This window comes from Humibacter sp. RRB41, from assembly GCF_022761015.1.
In the GTDB taxonomy this organism is placed as follows: Bacteria; Actinomycetota; Actinomycetes; order Actinomycetales; family Microbacteriaceae; genus Humibacter.
On record NZ_JAKWJQ010000007.1, the window covers coordinates 127405 to 144212 of the forward strand.

Sequence of the window (16808 nt, forward strand, 5' to 3'; positions counted from 1 at the left end):
GAAAAGCATCAGGGTGAGTAAACACTTACTAACCACTGTCTCAGTGTAGGGTTAGTGAACACTCACCTGTCAAGTCCATCGACCTGTGAAGTCACCCACCAGCACGTCCCGAGGAGCGCGATGACCGACGCAGAGGCGACGAACGCACCGCGGCAGAAGGCGGCGCGGGAGCGCATCCTCGACGCCGCGGCATCCGTCATGCGCGAGAAGGGCATCGCAGCCGCGACCACGAAACAGATCGCGCGCGCTGCCGGGTATTCGGAGGCGATGCTCTACAAGCACTTCGATGACAAGCAGCAGTTGTTCCTCAGTGTTGTGCACGAGCGGTTGCCGTCGTATCGGCGGCAGGCTGAGGACGACCACCTCGGTGTGCGGGAGGGTCTCGAGTCGATGGTGGCGGGGCTGCTGCGGTTCTACGCCGAGTCGTTCATCATCGCGGTCTCGGTCTTCGGGTCACCGGAGCTTCTCGCCGCCCAGCGCGACGGAGTGCGTGCGCATGGCGCGGGGCCGGAGGGGCCGTCTCGCGCCGTGAGCGCCTACCTGACGCGGCAACGCGACGCGGGCGCACTCCCGACGGGCTTCGATCCCGATGCCGTCGCGACTCTGCTCGTCGGCGCGGCCCTGCACACGGCGTTCCTCGCTGCCTTCAACGGCAGCGATCAGGTCGACGATGCCGACGACGTCGCCAAGGCGTTGGTTGCGGCAGTGCTGCCCGCCGACGTGACGTAGTGCGACTCCTCTAGTCCTCGCCCTTGATCACGATCGTCTCGGTCGGCGCCGCCGGCCCTGCGTCCTCGTGGAAGACATCCGGCTCGAGGTAGATGACTCTGGCGACCGGTACCGCAGCGCGCACCCGGGCCTCGATCGCGTCGATGGATGCTGCCACATCGCCCAGGCTCCGGCCGGCCGGCTGTGCGATCTTCGCCGCGACCATCAGCTCCTCCGGCCCGAGATAGAGGGTCTTGAGGTGGATGACCCGGTCGGTCTCGCCTCCGGAGAGGATCGCGTTCTCGATGGCGGCGGCATCCGCATCGCTTGCGCCTTCACCCACCAGCAGGCTCTTCGTCTCGATGCCGAGCACGATCGCGACGACGACGAGCAGCGCGCCGATGAACACGGTGCCGATGCCGTCCCAGACGCCGTCGCCCGTGATGATCGCCACGCTGACGCCGATCAGGGCGAACGTGAGGCCGATGAGCGCTGCGACGTCCTCGAGCAGCACGATCGGCAGCTCGGGCGCCTTCGCCCTGCGAATGAACGCGAACCACGACCGCGTCGTCTTGTGCGGCTTCGACTCGCGGATCGCGGTGCGCAACGAGAAGCTCTCCAGGCAGATCGAGATCACCAGGACGAGCAGCGGCAGCCACCACACCTCGATCGGGTGCGGGTGAGCGATCTTCTCGATGCCCTCGTAGATGGAGAACACGCCGCCGACCGAGAACAGGATGATCGACACCACGAACGCGTACACGAACCGCTCGCGGCCATACCCGAACGGATGCTCGCGGTCCGCCGCCCGCTTCGCCCGGTTCCCGCCGACGAGCAGAAGCACCTGGTTGCACGAGTCGGCCAGCGAGTGCACGCCCTCGGCGAGCATCGACGACGAACCGGAGAACCCCCACGCGATGAACTTCGTGATGGCGATGCCGAGGTTCGCAGCAAACGCGGCGATGATCGCCCTGGTGCTGGATCCTTCGGCAGTAGCGGATCCTTCGGCAGCCTCCGTCATGCGTTCAGCCTAGAGGCCGACCACGGCTCGCCTAGGCTCGATCCCATGAGCGAAGACGTCGTGGAGCTGCCGAAGATCGCCATTCTGGGCGCCGGATCGATGGGCCGTGCCATCCTCAGCGGTCTGCTGAAGCCGGGCGTTCACGCTGACGGCATCGTCGTGACGAATCGCAGCGGGGAGCGGGCGGCATCCCTCGCGGGCACTCCGGGCGTCACCGCCATCGCCACCGACGATGATCCGGATGCCAACCGCACGGCGGTGCGCGGCGCCGGCGTCGTGCTCGTCGCAGTGAAGCCGGCCATGGTGCCCGACCTGCTGGCCGAGATCGCGGAGACGATCGAGCCTGACGCCATCGTCGTGAGCGTCGCCGCGGGAGTCACGGTCGCGCGGTTCGAGGAGCTGCTGTCGGCATCCGTCGCCGTGGTGCGTTCGATGCCCAACACGCCTGCCATCGTCGGCAAGGCGGTCACCGGCGTCAGCGCGGGAACGCGATCGACGCCCGAGCAGGTCGCCCTGGTGCGTCGGCTGTTCGAAACGGTCGGCAGCGTCGTCGAGGTGCCCGAGTCGCAGCTGGATGCCCTCAGCACCATCTCCGGCTCCGGTCCCGCTTACGTGTTCTTCCTCATCGAGCAGCTCACCGCGACGGCCGTCTCGAAGGGTTTCACGCCCGAGCAGGCCGCCGACCTGGTGAACGGGACGTTCATCGGCGCGACCCGGCTGCTCGAGGTCTCGGACGAGACACCGATGCAGTTGCGCCTTCAGGTCACGAGTCCGAAGGGCACGACCGAGCAGGCGGTCGCCGTGCTGCAGGATGCCGACCTCGAGTCGGTCTTCGACCGCGCGACGGATGCCGCCCTCGCCCGCGCGAGAGAGCTCGCCGCCGGCTGACGCTCAGCACCGGCCCGCGTCACTCCAGGGCGGCGAAGCGTTCCACGTCGGAGCTGGCGCCCGAGACGATGATCAGGTCGTGGTCGGTGACCACGGTGTCCGGGGTGGCGTAGGTGAACGGCTGGCCAGGCGACTTCACGCCGACGACGGTGATGTCGAACTTGCGGCGCACCTGCGACTGCGTCAGCGAGATGCCGCGGATCACCTTCGGCGGGTACATCTTGACCAGCACGAAGTCGTCGTCGAACTCGATGAAGTCGAGCATCCGTCCCGCCAGCAGGTGGGCGATGCGCTCGCCGGCCTCCGCCTCGGGGTAGATCACGTGGTTCGCCCCGATGCGCTGCAGGATCGTGCCGTGCGACTTCGAGATGGCCTTCGCCCAGATCTGTGGAATGCCGAGGTCCACGAGGTTCGCGGTGATCAGAACGGATGCCTCGATCGAAGACCCGACGGCCACCACGGCGATCGCGAAGTCCTGCGCGCCGATCTGGCGCAGGGCGTCGATGGTGCGGGCATCCGCCTGCACGGTATGCGTGATGCGCTCCGACCACTTCTGCACGAGTGCGAGATCGGTGTCGACGGCGAGCACCTCGCGTTCGAGGCGGTCGAGCTGGCCGGCGGTGGCCGCGCCGAAGCGGCCGAGCCCGATCACCAGCACCGGAGCGTCATGTTTGATGCGGTCAGCCAACGATGGGCCTCTCTTCCGGGTTCTGGTAATACTGTCCACGTTGCGACTGTGCGAGAGCTGCGGCAAGTGTCACGGTGCCGACGCGTCCCAGGAACATCGTGATGGCGAGCACATACACCGCACCCGTCGGCGCACCTTGCGTGAGGCCGGTCGACAGACCACAGGTGGCGAAGGCGCTGATCACGTCGAACAGGGCGTGATCGAGCGATTCCTTCGTGATGGCGAGCACCGTCACCGTCGAGATCGCGACGATGGTCGCCCCCCACAGCACGACGCTGACCGCGACGCGGAGCACGTCGGTGGGGATCCGACGACGGAACGCCTCCATCGACTCGACGCCGCGCGCCTCGGCGAGAGCGGCGAGGAACAGCACGGCGAGCGTCGTCACCTTGATTCCGCCGGCGGTGGATGCCGACCCGCCCCCAACGAACATCAGCATGTCGGTGACCATCAGCGACGACGTGTGCAGGTGGTCGACGCCGAACGTGGAGAAGCCGCCCGACCGTGCCATCACGGAAAGGAAAAGAGATTGGAAGACCGCATTCCCTGGACCGTGGGAATCGATGGTCCTGGTATTGCCCGCCTCGAGGGCGAAATACAGCACCCATCCTGCGACGAGCAGCAACGCGAAGGTGACGATCGTGAGCTTGACGTGCAGCGTCCAGAACCTGCGCCTGACCTTGCGTCGCAGATTCTGGCTGAGCGCGTAGATCACAGGAAAGCCGATCGCGCCGGCGATCACGCCGACCATCAGTGCGGTGAGAAACACGTAGTCGGTGGCGAACGGAGCCATGCCGGATGCGTTCGGCGAGAACCCCGTGTTCGTGAACGCCATCGCGGAGTAGTACAGCGAGTTGAGCGAGCTGTCGTAGAGCGAGAAACCGTGGGCGAGCATCCGTGGGAACAGCACTAGCGCCACGACGAGTTCGATCGCGATGCCGCTCAGTGCGACCGTGCGCAGCAGGCTGCCGATCTCACCGAGCCGGATGGCCTGGCCCTCGGCCACCGGGCCGGCGTGCGCCCGCAGCGGGTTGCTGTCGCTCGCCGCGATGAGCTTCGCGCGCAGGCCCAGCCGGCGCGAGATGACCATGCCGAGGATCGACGCGAGCGTCAGCACGCCGATGCCGCCGATCTGCACGCCGAAATACACGACGATGTGGCCGAAACCCGACCAGTGCGTCGCCATGTCGACGGTCGACAGGCCGGTCACGCAGATGACCGAGACCGCCGTGAAGAACGAGTCCGCGAGCGGTGTGACGGCGCCTCGCGCCGACGAAACCGGCAACGAGAACAGCAGCGTGAAGATCAAGACGAGCGACGCGAAGACGATGAGCGCGAACCTCGAGGGGCTCGCTCCCGAGAACGTGTTGACGCGCAACTGAACGCGCCCCCACAACGTCGTGGGTACGAGGTGCCGAGATGCTTGTGCCGTTGCCCGCATCGGCCGCCCTCCCCGCGAACGCCTCGCGCGGTGTCGATGCTACCTTGCGCGCTGGAGGTGGCGACCGGTGCCTTTGCCGTGTGCCGTTTGCGGCATGGAACACTCGGACGGATGCCCGTGAAGGCATGGTGTCGTCAGGCTCCGCCCAGTAGCCTGGGGTGATGCCGGACATCTTTGACATCGTCGCGGATGCCACACGGCGCGACATTCTGCGCGTGCTGCTCGAAGCATCCGAAGACTCGGACAGCGGTGAAGTGAGCGTTTCGCAGATCGTCGGCGACCTCGAGCTGAGTCAGCCGACCGTGTCGAAGCACCTCAAGGTGCTGCGCGAGGCCGGACTCGTCACCGTGCGTGAAGAGGGACAGCACCGCTACTACCGCATCGACGTCGCCCCACTCGACGAGATCGAGGACTGGCTGATGCCGTTCACCAGCGGCGGGTTCGAGATCGAAGACATCGACGTGACCACGCTGGCGGCAGGCATCACCGACGAGACGAAGGACTTCGCCGCGCAGGTGGGAAAGGTGTTCGCCGACACCAGCCATCGGGTCTCGAGCGTCGTCGATCGGGTGCGCCCGAAGCGTCGTCGCTGACCACGCGTCGGGCGAGGCCCGGCCGGATGGTAGACTGGGCGACCGTGCTGCCGCGCGCTGCGCAGCATCCCGATGAACTTTTGTGAGGTCTTTGTGGGTTCAGTTATCAAGAAGCGCCGCAAGCGTATGGCGAAGAAGAAGCACCGCAAGCTGCTTCGCAAGACCCGCCACCAGCGTCGCAACAAGAAGTAGGCAACGCTCGAACGAGCGCCGGGCTGTGCCCCGGCGCTTTTTCGTTTGCGCGCACTGGAGTCGCAGCGACGGTGCCTGCGAGGTGACCGATCTAGGCTCCTGTTCGTGCCAGACATTCAGCTCACCCTGATCGGCAAGCCCGGCTGCCACCTTTGCGACGACGCGCGGGATGCGATCAGCCGCGTGACGCAGACGCTTCCGGATGCCTCGCGCGTCACCGTCGAGGAACGCTCGATCCTCGACGAGCCGGAGCTGTTCGACCGGTACGCGGAGGAGATCCCCGTCGTTCTGATCGACGGTCGGCAGCACACCTACTGGCGTGTCGACACCGATCGGCTCGCCGCAGCGCTGAACGCGGCGCTCGCCGCGGACGGCTGACGCTCATCCGGCCGACGCAGCCCAGGATCGCATCGCGCAGCTGCCGCTACGATCGTGGGCCTACGCACAGGAGGAATGATGACGCTTCGGCACGTTGTGACCTGGAAGGTCGCTGGCGACACGGATGACGAGCGCGAGCGACTGAAAGCGGAGTTCCGTGACCGGCTGCTCTCGCTTCCGCCGCAGATCGACGTGATCCGCGAGTTCGAGGTCGGCCTCAACGACGCCGGCGCCGCCGACAACTACGACGTCGTGCTGGTGTCGGAGTTCGACGACGAGGACGCCTTGCAGACGTACATCCACCACCCGGTGCATCAGGAGGTGGTCGCCTTCGTGCGTGCCAACACGGTCGGTCGCGCGGGAGTCGACTACACGGTCTGAGCTCTCGCCCTCGCTGTCCCTCGAACGGTGGCGAAAGAGGCAGCGTGCCGATGCGTCAGCGGGCGCAGCGGAAGCCGATGTGGGTGGTCGAGGTGTCCTCGGCCTCCGGGGAGCGCGCGGCCGGACGGTAGCGCAGGCAGTACTCCGGTGCGCAGAGGTGGGAGCCTCCCTTGAGCGTGCGGCGCGCTGTGAGCGAGCCGGGCTCACGGCTCGCGGCCGCCCTGCCGGCATCCTCGGCGTCGTGGTCGGACGGGTGTTGAGCATCGGCGCTCACGGGCTGAGGGCGGATCGAGCCACCGGGGCCGCAGGCGCATTCGGCGTCGTGGGCTGCGGCATCCGTTCCGTGGTCGTGCTCGGAGTGGTCGTGATGGTCGTGCGACTCGTGAGCGTGCACGTGCGCGTGCGTCTCCGATGGGCCTCCGCTGACATCCAGCAGGCCGAGCGAGCGCGACGGGGCGACGTCGTGGCGTGGCGAGTAGTAGGTGGACGTCCACTCCCAGACGTTGCCGATCATGTCCAGGAGCCCGTACCCGTTCTCGGGGAACGAGCCGACCGGCGATGTGCCGACCCAGCCATCCGCGCCCGTGTTCAGGTAGGGGAACCGGCCCTGCCAGGTGTTGGCCATCAGTCGTCCGTCGAGCCTGGGCTCATCGCCCCACGCGTAGGTGAGGCCCTCGGCTCCGCCGCGCGCGGCGAACTCCCACTCCTGTTCGGTGGGCAGGCGCTTGCCCGCCCAGGCGGCGTAGGCGAGAGCATCCTCGTAGGCGACCTGCACCACAGGATGCCGCTCCTCGCCCTCGATCGACGATCCTGCTCCGAACGGATGCCGCCAGCTCGCTCCAGCACCCCACGCCCACCACTGCCGCCAGTCGGCGAGGTTCACCGGCCCGCTCGACGGCGTGAAGACCAGTCCGCCGGGAATGAGGTCGGCCGGGTCGGCACCGGGGAAGTCCGCCGGATTCAGCGGGCGCTCCGCGACGGTCAGATAGCCGGTGGCGTCGACGAACAGAGCGAACTCCTCGTTCGTCACGGGGTGCTCGTCGAGCTCGAACGCTTCGACGTGCACGCTGTGCACCGGACCCTCGTCGGCGTAGAACCGGTCGGACCCCATCAGGTAGTCGCCGGCGGGCACACGCGCCATCTTCGTCAGCGTTGGCATGGCTTGATCGTAATGTCGAGCGCGCCGGGCGGGGCGCCCTCGACGGGTGAGATCGGGACGCCCGTCGTCCCTATGCTGGTGCCCATGACACCGGATGTCCGCCCCTGCCTCGATCCCGTCGTGCGGGTATCCATTGCACGGGCATGCGCCGCACGAGTGCGGTCGCACGCGGCATGAGCGCACCAGACAGCGGCGCTGAGCAGACACCCGCCGCGCAGTTGCCGCCATGGATGCGGCGACCGCGGGGTCTCGCGGGCTGGGCAGGGCTTTCGGTGCTGGTGGCGGCGGCATCCGTGGTGCTGCTCGCGATCGGGCTCGTCGCCCTGGTGGTCGCGCTCGCCGCGTGGATCGTGCGCGGCGTCGTGTGGCTGGTGCTCACGGTGGTCGACTGGTGCTGGTTCTTGGTGAGAGGGTATGCGCGCCGTCCGTACCCCTTCGAGTTGAAGCCGCCGCTCGACGCGGCTGACCGAGCCGTCGTGATGAACGACACGTGGGTGGCGACGCTGCCTCGCGCCATCGGGCTTGCAGCGCGCACCGCGGGCTTTCTCTTCGCGCCGCTGGCCCTGCTCGCCTCGGCGGTCGGACTCGTGCTGCCGAGTCTGCGCGCCCGGCCGTACATCGCCGTGTTCAACGTGCCCGGACTCGAGGCGAAGCTGGTCGGTCTCGGCCGCAACCGCGGATACTTCGACGACGGCTCCGAGGTCTCCGTCATGCCCTACGACGCGTTCCTTCGGGAGTCCTTCCCGCAGCGCGCCGACTTTCTGGACTGGTGGCGCGATCCAGCGGCAGCGCAGCGGTTCGAGCCGGCGTCGTCGCGCTGGAACACGCCTGCGCACTTCTCGGGACTCGCGCTCGGGCCGTATCCCGATGTGCTCGGGCTCCCGGGGCTGGCGCTCACCGCGTTGCGCCGCACCCGCATCGACGGGCTGCGCGAGCTCTTCATCTCGCAGCGGGAGATCGACGACCTCGGCGACCCCGACCTCGACGATCGCGCGGATGTCGCCGTGATCCGCGTGGTCAGCGTCGACGATCCCGTGGCCGCTGCGGCCGGCCCCGCCGCGGATCCCGTTGATGGGACGACGGCAGGCACGGATGCCCGTCCCGGCCGCCGCTGGATCGTGCAGTTCCCGAGCACGCAGACCTGGCATCCGCGCTCGGGTGTCGCGCCGAACGACCTCACCGCCGACTTCGTCGCCCTCTCGATGCAGGAGACCACGCTCACGCGCGCGGCCGTCGAGGCGATGCGGCAGGCGGGCATCCGCGCGGGGGAGCCGGTGCTCGTCGCCGGGTTCAGCCTTGGCGGCATGGTCGCGGTGCAGGTCGCCGACCTCTCCGAGCGGGAGGGCTTCACGGTGACCCATCTGGTGACGGCGGGATCGCCGATCGGACGATATCGCCTGCCGCCCACCACCCGTGTGCTCGCGCTGGAGCACATCCTCGACACGGTGCCCCGGCTGGAGGGCCGCGAGAACCCGGTGATCGTCGAGAGCGGTCATATCGTGTCGGCTCGAGTGGCCGGGCAGGATGCCGCAGAGTGGCTCACCGTGAAGGCAGGTCCGCCGTTGCCGCTCGGGTACCGCATCGCGGTGACGCACCACTCGCCGAGTTACGCCGAGACGGCGGGCTCGATCGAGCAGAGTCCGCCCTCGCCTCAGGTGGCCGCGTACGTCGAGGGCATCCGACCGTTCTTCGTCGGCGAGCAGGTGATCGCCGACTACGCCGCCAGGCGGATCGGCTTCGATGTGCCGCGTCCTGCCGTGCCGGTCTACTTCCATTCCACGGTCGAGTACGGCGTCACCCGTGATCACCTGCGGGTCACGTTGAGGCGGGTGCCCGGCGTGATCGCGGTAGACATCTACCAGTCGCGCACCGGTTTTCCGACGGCGATCCTCTGGAGTGCCGACGTGCTGGTGCGCAGCCTGCGGCCGTGGTTCGAGGAGGTGGGGCGGGCATCCGTCTACGCGGGACTGCTCACGCTGCTCTCACGCGAGCGCGGCATCGGGCTGCACCTGCGACTGCAAGCCAAGCAGACCCCGGGCGTCACCTGGGAGGCGACCCTGCAGCGCATGGCGGACGGCCGGTGGCGCGAGCGCGTCGACGTGAGCTTCGACACGGATGCCGCGCGCGCCGAATGGGCCGACCTTCTGATGCCGAGCGGCTGGACGTCGCAGGTCACGTATTACGACGCGACCGCCTTCGGGTGACACACCGCCGTTCCCTGCAGCTCCCTGCCGTGCTGCTGCCGTTCCCTCCCGTTCCGCGGTACTTTCGGCAGACACGCGGGCCATCAGCAGGTGCGGATTGCGCAAAGTGCAGCGGATCGGGTGACGAGTGCAGCGGAACGGGTGGACGAATGCCCCCGGACCTACGGCTTCAGGCGGGTCGGGCCACGGAAGAGGTAGGTGACCTCGCGGATCGACTGCTCGCCGAGCAGCAGCATCAGTACGCGGGCGAGGCCCATGCCGAATCCACCGTGCGGCGGCACGCCGTAGCGGAAGAAGTCGAGGTACGACTCGAGGCCTTCGAGCTCGAGGCCCTTCTTCACCGCCTGCGCTTCGAGCACGTCGATGCGGTGCTCGCGCTGAGCACCTGTGGTGATCTCGACGCCGTTGTAGATGAGGTCGTAGCTCTTCGTGAGCCCTGTCGCCTCATCGACCATGTGGTAGAACGGCCGGATCGACAGCGGGTACTCGGTGAGGAACACGAATTCGTGGCCGTACGTCTCCTTGACGTAGGCGGAGATCTGGCGCTCGCCCTCCGGGTCGAGGTCGCCGTCTTCACGTTGCACGGCGTACCCGCGTTGCTTCACGATCTCGAGCGCCTCAGCGAGCGGGATGCGCGGGAACGGCGTCGCGGGCACCTGAACCTCGATGCCGAACGCGGCGCGGATCTCGTCGGCGTGCTTCTCCTTGACCGCTGTCAGGCCTGCGACCAGCAGTTGCTCCTGCATGGCCATGACGTCTTCGTGGGAGTCGATCCAGCTGATCTCGGCGTCGACCGACGTGAACTCGGTCGCGTGCCGTGACGTGAAGGACGGGTCCGCACGGAACACCGGCGTGATCGCGAACACCTTGCCGAGGCCGGCGGCCTGTGCCGCCTGCTTGAAGTGCTGCGGGCTCTGGGCCAGATAGGCGGTGCCGAGTTCGAAGTAGTCGAGCTGGAACAGCTCGGCGCGCGACTCCGAAGGCGTCGCCATGAAGGTCGGGGTGTGCAATTCGATGAAGCCGTTGTCGATCCACCACGTGCGCCAGGCGTGCTCGAGCGTGGTCTGAATGCGGAAGATCAGGTTGTTGCGCGGCTGGCGCAGGTCGAGGAAGCGCCAGTCCAGTCGCTTGTCGAGGCTGGAGTCAGACGCGATCGGCAGCTCTGGGTGCGCATACGTCGCCACGGTGAGCGACTCGACCTTGATCTCGATGCCGCCGAGTTTGACGCGCTCGTCGTGCTTCAGCTCGCCGGTGACCGTCACGAAGGAGCCGAGGGTGAGCGACGAGATCGTCTCTGCGAGGTCATCCGTCACGCTCACGCCGACCGGAACGTCGCCGGATGTCTCGATCACTTCGGTCGCAGGCGCCGCGGCCCGCGGGTGCACGAGCTGCACGTCGCCGGACTCGTCGCGCAGGATGACGAACTGCACCTTCTTCTGATCGCGCACGGTCTCGACCCATCCGGAGACGGAGACGGAGCCGTCTTCACGGGCGGCGAGGTTCTTGACGAGTACGCGGGAAGTCACCCGGAAAGTCTAAGTGCGATCGAGGCGAGAGCCGGGCGCGCTTGCGCGTGCGGCCGAGCCGACCGAGCACCTGAGCGGCGCAGCCGCGCTATGGGCGATCGAGGCGAGAGCCGGGCGCGCTTGCGCGTGCGGCCGAGCCGACCGAGCACCTGAGCGGCGCAGCCGCGCTATGGGCGATCGAGGCGAGAGCCGGGCGCGCTTGCGCGTGCGGCCGAGCCGACCGAGCACCTGAGCGGCGCAGCCGCGCTATGGGCGATCGAGGCGGGCGCTGGGCGGCGCTGTCGCAAGCCAGGCATCCGTCACGATCTCGCCGAGGCGTTGCAGCGACACCGCGTCGAGCCACACCAGCACCGAGGGGTAACCGTCGAAGTGCGGCGTCGTGAAGAAGACATCCGGCTCGTTCTCGGCCAGCGCGAACTTGGTCGCCTCGTCGTCGACCTTCGCACCGAGCACCCGTCCTGGCTGCTCATCGAGACCGAGCGCGGCCAGGTCTGGCTTCCGGAGCGGGCGCTCCCAGACGAATCCCTTGCCGTGCACTCGCCAGAAGGCGCTGCCGCGGCTCACGGTCTCTTCGGTGTCGGGCAGAGCCAGCGCGAGGCGCCGTACGTCGTCCCAGTCTGCTTCGGGCATCGTCGTCCTCCCGCGTCGTCGCCGATGCATCGCACCCTACGCCGGCCGGGCGACAGCCCTGAGGGAACGCAACTGCCAGACCCCTCAGGCAATTCACCAGCGCTCGCTGAATACACTTGCAGGGTGGCAGCTTCCCAGGTGCATCTCGTGCGTCACGGCGAGGTGCACAATCCCGACGGCATCCTCTATGGCAGGATGCCCGGCTTCCACCTCTCCGAACTCGGCAGGCGTATGGCGCAGGCGGCCGCCGACGACCTCGTCGCACGTCACCGTCCGGCGACGGCGGTGATCGCGTCGCCCCTGCAGCGCACCCAGGAATCTGCGGCGCCCGTCGCCGCGGCATTCGGCCGTGAGATCGAGACGGATGCCCGCCTGATCGAACCCAGCAACCACTTCGAGGGAACGGTCATGTCGCACGCGCTGCGCAACCCGGTCAACTGGCCGTGGCTGATCAACCCCCTTCGCCCGAGTTGGGGCGAGGCCTACCGCTCGATCGAGCAGCGCATGCTGGCCGCGGTGAACGGCGCCTTCGACCGGCTCGACGCTCAGCAGTCCGACGCCCGTCAGTCCGACGCCCAGCGCCCCGACACCGAGGATGCCGGCGGAGACATCGCCCTCGTGAGCCACCAGTTGCCGATCTGGGTCGCGCACCTGTCGGTGGCAGGAGAGCGCTTCGTGCACGATCCCCGCGATCGTCGCTGCTCCCTCTCGAGCATCACCACGTTCGAACGCCACGATGGACGCCTCGTCGAGATCGCCTACAGCGACCCGGCGGCCGTGCTCGCCGTCGACTCCACCGATGTGGGGGCCGTGTGAAGCGCCGCATCCTGTTCGCCGCCGTTGCAGCGCTCGCCACAGGAGCCCTGCTCTCCGGCTGTGCGAACGACGAACTCGCCAAGCAGTACACGTCGGGCGTCGACAAGAACTTCATAGCCGGCAGCAGCGGCGTGACCGAGCTCACACCGTCGCAGCGCGGCAAGCCCATCGACTTCTCCGGCAAGACCGAAGACGGAACAACGGTGTCGGCGAAGGCCGATCGCGGCGACGTCATCGTCGTGAACTTCTGGTACGCGGGATGCCCGCCGTGCCGTGCCGAGGCATCCGACCTGCAGAAGATCTACGCGCAGTACCAGGGCAAGGGCGTCTCGTTCATCGGCGTCAACACGCGAGACGACGCGGCGACAGTGCAGGCGTTCGACGGCACGTACAAGGTGACCTACCCGTCGATACTCGACGCTGACGGCGGCGCCGTGCAGCTCGCGTTCAGCGGTTCGATGCGGCCGAACGCCACGCCGACCACACTCGTCATCGACAAGCAGGGCCGCATCTCGGCGCGCATCGCCGGTTCCGTCGACGACCAGCCGTCGACCCTCACCACGCTGATCGACAGCGCGCTCGCCGAGGGCAAGTGATGGGCATCGAGAACTTCGTGCTGTCGGCACCTCTGCTGCTGACCGTGCCCGTCGCGCTGCTGGCCGGGCTGATCTCGTTCGCGTCGCCGTGCATCCTGCCGCTCGTTCCTGGTTATCTGGCTTACATCGGCGGCTTCACCGACGGCCGGTCGACCGCCGCGAAGGGGGATCGCACCGGGCAGCGGCGTCTCGTCCTGGGCGTCGCGCTCTTCGTGCTCGGGTTCGCCGCCGTCTTCGTGCTGACCGGTTTCGTGTTCGGTGCGCTCGGGTTCTGGATGATCCAGTGGCGCGACCTGATCACCCGCGTCGCCGGAGTGATCCTGATCCTGCTCGGACTCGTGTTCGTCGGGCAGTTCACGTTTTTGCAGCGCACGTTCAAACCACAGTGGCGGCCGATCACCGGACTGGCGGGCGCCCCGCTGCTCGGCATCATCTTCGCGATCGGCTGGAGCCCGTGCACCGGACCGACGCTCGCGGCGATCACGACGATGAGCTACTCCAGCGGATCCGCGTGGCAGGGCGCCGTGCTCGCGCTGTTCTACGCGCTCGGGCTCGGCGTGCCGTTCGTGCTGATCGCGCTCGGGCTCGGCTGGGCATCCGGCGCCGTCACGTTCATGCGCAAGCACACCCGCGTCATCAACATCGTGGGCGGCGCGGTGCTCATCGCCATCGGCATCCTGATGGTCTCGGGTGTCTGGAACCAGTGGATCATCTCCCTTGCGGGGGTGATCCCCGGTTTTGGAACCGCCATCTGACGGCACGACGGCCACGGTGAAGGAAGAGCAGAAGTCTGCTCGCATCGACGCACGCCCCGACGGTCACGTCGACACCGCCGAACCCGGTGCGGATGCCGGCGAGCTCAGCCAGCCGAAGCTCGGCTTCGTCGGCTGGCTGCGCTGGATCTGGCGACAGCTCACCAGCATGCGCACCGCACTCTTCCTGCTGCTGCTGCTCGCGGTGGCCGCGGTGCCCGGATCACTGGTGCCACAGCACACCAGCGATCCGAACGGCGTAGTGCAGTATCAGCAGTCGCACCCGACGCTGTACCCGATCCTCGACAAGCTGCAGGTCTTCGACACCTACACGTCGGTGTGGTTCTCGGCCATCTACCTGCTGTTGTTCATCTCGCTCGTCGGCTGCGTGGTGCCGCGCATCAAGCACCATCTGGAAGCGATGCGCGCCGCGCCGCCCCGCACTCCGGCGAGGCTTCAGCGCATGGCCGGCTTCCGCGTGCGGGTGCTGCAGGGCGCCACGGCGGACGGCTCGTCGGTGGATGCCGGCGCCGCGCGCTCCGCGGCCGTCGCGTCGGCGCAGAAGCTGCTGAAGGCATCCGGCTATCGCACAGTCGTGTTCGAGAACGCGCGGGATGCCTCGGTCTCCGCCGAGCGCGGATACCTGCGCGAGACCGGCAACATCGTGTTCCACGCGGCGCTCGTCGGCATCCTCGTCGCGGTCGGCGTCGGCGGCGGTTTCGGGTACACCGGCCAGCGCATCGTGGTGGACGGCCAGACGTTCGTGAACACGCTCGTCAACTACGACTCGTTCAACCCAGGACGCTTCGTCGACACCAGCTCGCTGAAGCCGTACTCGCTCACGCTCAACGGGCTCGACGTCAGCTACGTGACGAACAACGTGAACGCGATCGGCGCCCCGAGCGACTACACCGCCCACGTCACGACGACGAAGGACGGCGAGACGAGCAAGCAGACCATCAAGGTCAACGACCCACTCGGCATCGGGAGCACGAGCGTCTATCTGCTCGGCAACGGCTACGCCCCGGTGCTCACGGTGCGCGATCCGAGCGGCAAGGTGGTCTTCCACGAGGCGACGCCGTTCCCGTCGCAGGACGAGAACATGACGTCGCAGGGGGTCATCAAGGTGCCGGATGGGCTGAAGAAGCAGCTCGGCATCATCGGGCTCTTCTATCCGACCGCGAAAAAGCAATCGACGGGTGCACTCGCGTCCACGTTCCCCGACACGCGCAATCCGGTCATCGACCTGTCGGTGTACTCCGGAGACCTCGGCCTCGACAAGGGCGTTCCGGTTTCGGTGTACACGCTCGACATCGACAAACTGAAAGAGATCGCGGGTCCCGGCGTCAAGACCAAGGGGCTCGAACTCAAACCGGGTGAGACCGCGCAGTTGCCGAACGGACTCGGGTCGGTCACATTCGACGGCGTGAAGCGGTTCGCGAGCCTCGACATCCATCACGATCCGACACAGGGCTGGGTGCTGTTGTTCGCGATCCTGGTGCTGGGCGGCCTGCTCACGTCGCTGTTCGTGCCGAGGCGCAGGCTGTGGGTGAAGGCAGTGACCGAAGCCGACGGCTCGCTTCGGCTGGAATACGCGGGACTCGCTCGAGGCGAGGATCCGCGGTTGGCGGATGCCGTGGCATCCTTCTCCGACAAACACATCGCCCGGTTGACCGGGCGGTCCACCGATTCCGCAAACGATTCGACGACGTAGGATTCATCACATCGTGCTCGAAACACTCTCGCTGATCTTCATGTATGTGGCCATGGCCCTCTATGCGGCCGCGTTCGTCGCGTTCGCACTCGATCTGGCGCGGCGCAGTGCGCGGGCCACGATTCCGGCGTCCGTTCCCAGTGCCGTCTCACGTCGTTCCGCCGATGCAGAAGACGTCGTCTTCGTCGAAGCGGGAGCCGTGCGAGCGGATGCCGTGGCCACGACGACCGCGACGGTCACGCGAGAAGGCGGCGAGGCATCCGATTCAGGTGACGGTGCCGGCAGACTCGGTGCCATCTCGCGTCTGAGCTCCCGTGTCGAAGACGACGTGCACGGCGACAACGTCACGTCGACGAGCCTGCGCGTGGCAATGGTGCTCACCATCGTCGGATGGTCGGTGCATCTGCTTGCCGACGTCTTCCGCGGGGTCGACGCGGGGCGCGTGCCGTGGGCCAACATGTGGGAGTTCTCGATGACGGGCACACTCGTCATCGTCGGCATCTTCCTGCTCGCCAACCTGCGCTTCGACGTGCGCTACCTCGGCACGTTCGTGATGGGCCTGGTCTGTGTACTGCTGATGGTCGCCACGACGAAGTACTACGTGCCCGTCGTGCCGTTGCCGCCGGCGCTGCAGTCGTACTGGCTGGTCATCCACATTCTGGTGGCCATCCTCGGTACAGCGTTCTTCGCGCTGGGCTTCGCTCTGTCGGTGGCGCAGCTGCTGCAGGTGCGGCGTGAGAGCCAGGTCGCGCAGGACAAGCCGACCCAGTTCAGGTTCCTCGCAACCCTGCCGACGTCGGGCACGCTGGAGAACCTGGCGTACCGGGTCAACATCGTCGGCTTCATCTGCTGGACCTTCACCTTGATCGCCGGTGCGATCTGGGCCTCGAAGGCCTGGGGCGTCTACTGGAGCTGGGACACCAAAGAGGTCTGGACGTTCATCATCTGGGTCATCTACGCGGGCTACATCCACGCGAGAGCGACTCGCGGATGGCGCGGCACCCGGTCGGCGTGGTTGGCCCTCGTCGGCTTCTCGGCCGTGATGTTCAACTTCGGTGTCGTGAACGTGTTCTTCCACGGCCTGCACTCCTACAGCGGCCTGACCTCGTAGAAGCCTTGCC

At 67.4% G+C, this 16808-nt stretch carries 18 protein-coding genes; 12 read left to right on the forward strand and 6 right to left on the reverse strand.

The window, feature by feature from the left end:
* Window positions 1-120 precede the first annotated feature (120 nt).
* Window positions 121-729 carry a TetR/AcrR family transcriptional regulator gene (locus MJ603_RS16645; RefSeq protein ID WP_243064877.1) on the forward strand — a complete coding sequence of 203 codons (609 nt, stop codon included), beginning with the start codon at window positions 121-123 and terminating at the stop codon, window positions 727-729.
* 10 nt (window positions 730-739) lie between these two features.
* Here MJ603_RS16645 and MJ603_RS16650 read toward each other — a convergent pair whose 3' ends face one another.
* Entirely contained in the window at window positions 740-1729 is a 990-nt protein-coding gene (locus MJ603_RS16650; protein WP_243064878.1) for a cation diffusion facilitator family transporter, read from the reverse strand.
* A 45-nt stretch (window positions 1730-1774) separates the two neighbouring features.
* Here MJ603_RS16650 and proC point away from each other — a divergent pair, with 45 nt between their 5' ends.
* Window positions 1775-2617 carry a pyrroline-5-carboxylate reductase gene (proC, locus tag MJ603_RS16655; protein ID WP_243064879.1) on the forward strand — a complete coding sequence of 281 codons (843 nt, stop codon included), beginning with the start codon at window positions 1775-1777 and terminating at the stop codon, window positions 2615-2617.
* A 19-nt stretch (window positions 2618-2636) separates the two neighbouring features.
* On the opposite strand, the gene MJ603_RS16660 is transcribed toward proC, so the two are convergent.
* Together MJ603_RS16660 and MJ603_RS16665 are read right to left on the reverse strand one after the other, a co-directional pair.
* Window positions 2637-3305 carry a TrkA family potassium uptake protein gene (locus tag MJ603_RS16660; RefSeq protein WP_243064880.1) on the reverse strand — a complete coding sequence of 223 codons (669 nt, stop codon included), beginning with the start codon at window positions 3303-3305 and terminating at the stop codon, window positions 2637-2639.
* Window positions 3298-4746 carry a TrkH family potassium uptake protein gene (locus MJ603_RS16665; protein WP_243064881.1) on the reverse strand — a complete coding sequence of 483 codons (1449 nt, stop codon included), beginning with the start codon at window positions 4744-4746 and terminating at the stop codon, window positions 3298-3300. Before MJ603_RS16665 ends, MJ603_RS16660 begins: the two co-directional genes overlap by 8 nt.
* 161 nt (window positions 4747-4907) lie before the next feature.
* Here MJ603_RS16665 and MJ603_RS16670 point away from each other — a divergent pair, with 161 nt between their 5' ends.
* The 4 genes from MJ603_RS16670 (at window position 4908) to MJ603_RS16685 (ending at window position 6290) form a co-directional block, all read left to right on the forward strand.
* Entirely contained in the window at window positions 4908-5339 is a 432-nt protein-coding gene (locus tag MJ603_RS16670; RefSeq protein WP_243064882.1) for a helix-turn-helix transcriptional regulator, read from the forward strand.
* Between the two features lie 93 nt (window positions 5340-5432).
* A complete protein-coding gene (locus MJ603_RS16675; protein WP_003792170.1) occupies window positions 5433-5531 on the forward strand; it encodes a 30S ribosomal protein bS22 in 99 nt (32 codons plus the stop codon).
* Between the two features lie 105 nt (window positions 5532-5636).
* Complete coding sequence (locus tag MJ603_RS16680; RefSeq protein WP_243064883.1) at window positions 5637-5909, forward strand: glutaredoxin family protein; 273 nt, start codon at window positions 5637-5639, stop codon at window positions 5907-5909.
* Window positions 5910-5987: 78 nt separating this feature from the next.
* A complete protein-coding gene (locus MJ603_RS16685) occupies window positions 5988-6290 on the forward strand; it encodes a Dabb family protein (protein ID WP_243064884.1) in 303 nt (100 codons plus the stop codon).
* A 55-nt stretch (window positions 6291-6345) separates the two neighbouring features.
* On the opposite strand, the gene MJ603_RS16690 is transcribed toward MJ603_RS16685, so the two are convergent.
* Window positions 6346-7449, reverse strand: coding sequence for a formylglycine-generating enzyme family protein (locus MJ603_RS16690; RefSeq protein WP_374230952.1), 1104 nt, complete (start codon window positions 7447-7449; stop codon window positions 6346-6348).
* Between the two features lie 143 nt (window positions 7450-7592).
* Between MJ603_RS16690 and MJ603_RS16695 the strand changes: the two genes are divergently transcribed.
* Window positions 7593-9653, forward strand: a complete 2061-nt coding sequence (locus MJ603_RS16695) for a hypothetical protein (protein ID WP_243064885.1) — start codon at window positions 7593-7595, stop codon at window positions 9651-9653.
* A 161-nt stretch (window positions 9654-9814) separates the two neighbouring features.
* Here the strand turns inward: MJ603_RS16695 and aspS are convergent, their stop codons facing one another.
* Window positions 9815-11179: an aspartate--tRNA(Asn) ligase gene (gene aspS / locus MJ603_RS16700; protein ID WP_243064886.1), complete on the reverse strand. Its 1365-nt coding sequence runs from the start codon at window positions 11177-11179 to the stop codon at window positions 9815-9817.
* Between the two features lie 246 nt (window positions 11180-11425).
* Window positions 11426-11809, reverse strand: a complete 384-nt coding sequence (locus MJ603_RS16705; protein ID WP_243064887.1) for an MmcQ/YjbR family DNA-binding protein — start codon at window positions 11807-11809, stop codon at window positions 11426-11428.
* 123 nt (window positions 11810-11932) lie between these two features.
* On the opposite strand from MJ603_RS16705, the gene MJ603_RS16710 reads away from it, so the two are divergent.
* From MJ603_RS16710 to ccsB, 5 genes are read left to right on the forward strand one after another with little or no spacing between them, the layout of a single operon-like run.
* Entirely contained in the window at window positions 11933-12625 is a 693-nt protein-coding gene (locus MJ603_RS16710; protein WP_243064888.1) for a histidine phosphatase family protein, read from the forward strand.
* Window positions 12622-13221 (forward strand): TlpA disulfide reductase family protein, encoded by a 600-nt coding sequence (locus MJ603_RS16715; protein WP_243064889.1) that lies wholly within the window; start codon window positions 12622-12624, stop codon window positions 13219-13221. Before MJ603_RS16710 ends, MJ603_RS16715 begins: the two co-directional genes overlap by 4 nt.
* Window positions 13221-13976 (forward strand): cytochrome c biogenesis CcdA family protein, encoded by a 756-nt coding sequence (locus MJ603_RS16720; RefSeq protein ID WP_243064890.1) that lies wholly within the window; start codon window positions 13221-13223, stop codon window positions 13974-13976. Before MJ603_RS16715 ends, MJ603_RS16720 begins: the two co-directional genes overlap by 1 nt.
* Window positions 13977-13992: 16 nt before the next feature.
* Window positions 13993-15687: a cytochrome c biogenesis protein ResB gene (locus tag MJ603_RS16725; RefSeq protein WP_374230953.1), complete on the forward strand. Its 1695-nt coding sequence runs from the start codon at window positions 13993-13995 to the stop codon at window positions 15685-15687.
* A 40-nt stretch (window positions 15688-15727) separates the two neighbouring features.
* Window positions 15728-16798, forward strand: coding sequence for a c-type cytochrome biogenesis protein CcsB (gene ccsB, locus MJ603_RS16730; protein ID WP_243064916.1), 1071 nt, complete (start codon window positions 15728-15730; stop codon window positions 16796-16798).
* Window positions 16799-16808: the final 10 nt, after the last annotated feature.

Bases quoted from the DNA above. Each gene is read 5' to 3' on its own strand.
- MJ603_RS16645 (WP_243064877.1), top strand. From the start codon at position 121: ATGACCGACGCAGAGGCGACGAACGCACCGCGGCAGAAGGCGGCGCGG.
- MJ603_RS16650 (WP_243064878.1), bottom strand. From the start codon at position 1,729: ATGACGGAGGCTGCCGAAGGATCCGCTACTGCCGAAGGATCCAGCACC.
- proC (WP_243064879.1), top strand. From the start codon at position 1,775: ATGAGCGAAGACGTCGTGGAGCTGCCGAAGATCGCCATTCTGGGCGCC.
- MJ603_RS16665 (WP_243064881.1), bottom strand. From the start codon at position 4,746: ATGCGGGCAACGGCACAAGCATCTCGGCACCTCGTACCCACGACGTTG.
- MJ603_RS16670 (WP_243064882.1), top strand. From the start codon at position 4,908: ATGCCGGACATCTTTGACATCGTCGCGGATGCCACACGGCGCGACATT.
- MJ603_RS16685 (WP_243064884.1), top strand. From the start codon at position 5,988: ATGACGCTTCGGCACGTTGTGACCTGGAAGGTCGCTGGCGACACGGAT.
- MJ603_RS16690 (WP_374230952.1), bottom strand. From the start codon at position 7,449: ATGCCAACGCTGACGAAGATGGCGCGTGTGCCCGCCGGCGACTACCTG.
- MJ603_RS16695 (WP_243064885.1), top strand. From the start codon at position 7,593: ATGCGCCGCACGAGTGCGGTCGCACGCGGCATGAGCGCACCAGACAGC.
- MJ603_RS16705 (WP_243064887.1), bottom strand. From the start codon at position 11,809: ATGCCCGAAGCAGACTGGGACGACGTACGGCGCCTCGCGCTGGCTCTG.
- MJ603_RS16720 (WP_243064890.1), top strand. From the start codon at position 13,221: ATGGGCATCGAGAACTTCGTGCTGTCGGCACCTCTGCTGCTGACCGTG.
- ccsB (WP_243064916.1), top strand. From the start codon at position 15,728: ATGTATGTGGCCATGGCCCTCTATGCGGCCGCGTTCGTCGCGTTCGCA.